Genomic DNA, 2,442 nt, shown 5'->3' with positions numbered 1-2,442 from the left:
TCGTAGGGTAGGGTAAAGGCGCCTTGCCGCCGTTGGCGGTAGGTTTCCTACACCCTCCCTCGGAACCGGACTTACTCCTCTCGAAGTATCCGGCTCCCCATTAGTAATTAACGTATTGATTAGTGTCTGTGTATTCTTTCATGGCACTTGCTACAAACAACAAGCGTTTTCCGCCGCTTCTTTTTCATCACGGTTTCCCAATCAGAAATACCCAATTCGTTTAAGTTCCGTATAACGTGAACCTCATACAAATCGGCTTCTTTACACCCACATAGTTCACAAACTCTGGCATTGAGCCGTTGTCTAATAGTGGTTTTCCAGCTGAATTTCTTTCTCTGATAAATGATGTCACTCGCTTCGCCACGCTTACAATCTGCGATTTTAACAGGGCGAACACGTTTTGTTCCTGCTTTAGTTTCATAAGGGACAGACCATGTTTTCCCGTCTTTATACTGGCGAATGATTTTGCGGATACTGGTTTTGTGCTTATTAGCAATCGTCTTTAAGCAACTGTACTCCATAAGATAGCAGAAGTAGTCCAGCGTGTGATAATCACAAGCCAGATTGTAATAGTTGCATAATCCTCTTGCTTCGGCATTGTACTGTTCCACAATCTCATAATCCGCAAGGTTGAGAAGTCCGGCCCGGTGTATCGGCTGAAACTCCCCGTTTTCCTTTTGGCGAATGACTTTCTTTGCAAACATGAATTTCTCAATCTTTTCCGTATGGGGAACAGACAGGGCAACTTTCATGTGCAGGGTACGGGATTTTCTCCACGTTCCGTTTTTCATTCTGTGACCTTTGACTTCCTGATTTCTGCGGACGCAAATATCATATCCAATGAAACGGACTTTTTCGGAGCTGTGCGTTATCAGCGTCTTTTCCTCGCTTAGAGTTAATTTCAGCTCTGTGCTTAGAAATTCAGCGATTTCGGCTTTCAAGTCCTCACATTCCGCTTTTGTGCCGCACACACCTGCCAGCCAATCGTCCGCATAACGGACAAAAGTGAACTTCTTGTTGTCGGCAGGTTTGCAGGGCAGATTTCTCATAGCTTTCTTCTGTGCCCTATGCTGGTCAATCAGTTCTTGTCTTGCCGCTTCATCAGCGGTATGGTCAATCCAATAAGACAGTCTTTTTAATTCTTTGCTTGCCGCATGATATTCCTGTGTCTGATATGCAGACCTCGGCTTATCAAAGCGTTCTGCGATTTCCCGAAACTTCTTGTCCAGCTCATTCAGATAGATATTTGCAAGTATTGGAGAACAGATACCACCCTGCGGGGAACCGCTGTAAGTGGCGTTGTATTTCCAATTCTCGATATACCCAGCTTTCAAAAACTGGCGAATGATGTTCAGAAAACGACTGTCCTTGATTTTCCTGCTCAAAATATCAATCAATTTTTCGTGATTGATGTTATCAAAACAACCTTGTATATCGCCCTCGATAAACCAGACCACGCCTGTGAAGTCAGAAGAAATCTGACGGAGTGCGGTATGACAGCTTTTACCCGGTCTGAAACCGTGGGAGTGGCTGTCAAAGACAGGTTCATAGATAGCTTCTAAAATCATTCTGACAACTTCTTGCAGGAGCTTGTCACGGAAAGACGGGATACCCAGCGGACGGAGCTTTCCGTTTTTCTTTGGAATATACTCACGCCTTACAGGATTGGCTTTGTAGGTTCCGTCCTTTAGTGACTGGATTAACTCTTTTACATAGAAGTCACTGAAACCGTCTGCGGTATCGTTGTCGATACCCTGTGTTGTTGCACCTTTGTTTGCATAAAGTTTCTGATAGGCGGCGTAGTAAATATCTTCACGAAGTAAGTATCTGTAAAGTCTTGTGAATACGCCGTCTTTGTGTTCGCTGGAACACTTTTCAATACGCTCTAAAATTTCAGATGTTGGTTTCATTGAGGTTTCTCCTCCCTTTCATTCTTACATTTTAGATGTTACTAACTGGCTCCCTTCGCCATGTAAGGGTCGTTATCCCTCTCGGACTACTATGGAGCCTCCGTTACCATATCCGGCAAATGAGCCAGACTTAGGCAATCCCCAGTTAGCACTGTGCATAGGTTAGTGAAGATTGTCGGATATGCTTTCGGTTCGTTGTGACGTGTTCTCACGCCTGTTTCATAACGTGTTGGCAGTTGTCCCGCCGTGAAAGATGACGTGACAGCGTTATGACATGGGTTTCAGGACTTTTCCCACACCTGCAAAAAACAGGAACTGGAACCTTACATTCGATAAACCCAATCTTATCCTCATATCTTCTTAACATTAGAAAACAGTCGCACCTAAGTCCTTTGGTGACTATTCCTTTTTCTGCCATGCGCTGTTCCCGTAAAGGATTTCTCCTTAGTCGGTAAGGCAGATTGTTTCGCACACTGCCGTGTGCGGCAGTACCTTAGACTGCTTTGCACAGCGCCCTATCTGGGCGCACTTT

Annotated in this window: 1 protein-coding gene; it reads right to left on the bottom strand. The window is 44.8% G+C overall.

The annotated features are described in order from the left end of the window. Window positions 1-119: 119 nt before the first annotated feature. Window positions 120-1,910 (bottom strand): reverse transcriptase domain-containing protein, encoded by a 1,791-nt coding sequence (locus DWX68_RS14405; protein WP_118630024.1) that lies wholly within the window; start codon window positions 1,908-1,910, stop codon window positions 120-122. Window positions 1,911-2,442: the final 532 nt, after the last annotated feature.

The sequence above is a fragment of the Clostridium sp. AF20-7 genome, from assembly GCF_003479275.1.
Taxonomy (GTDB): Bacteria; Bacillota; Clostridia; order Lachnospirales; family Lachnospiraceae; genus Otoolea; species Otoolea fessa.
The sequence above is the reverse complement of the archived record's forward strand: the minus strand, read 5'-3'. Positions and strand labels throughout refer to the sequence as shown.

Excerpts from the sequence above, each read along its gene's own strand:
- DWX68_RS14405 (WP_118630024.1), bottom strand. The coding sequence starts at position 1,910 with ATGAAACCAACATCTGAAATTTTAGAGCGTATTGAAAAGTGTTCCAGC.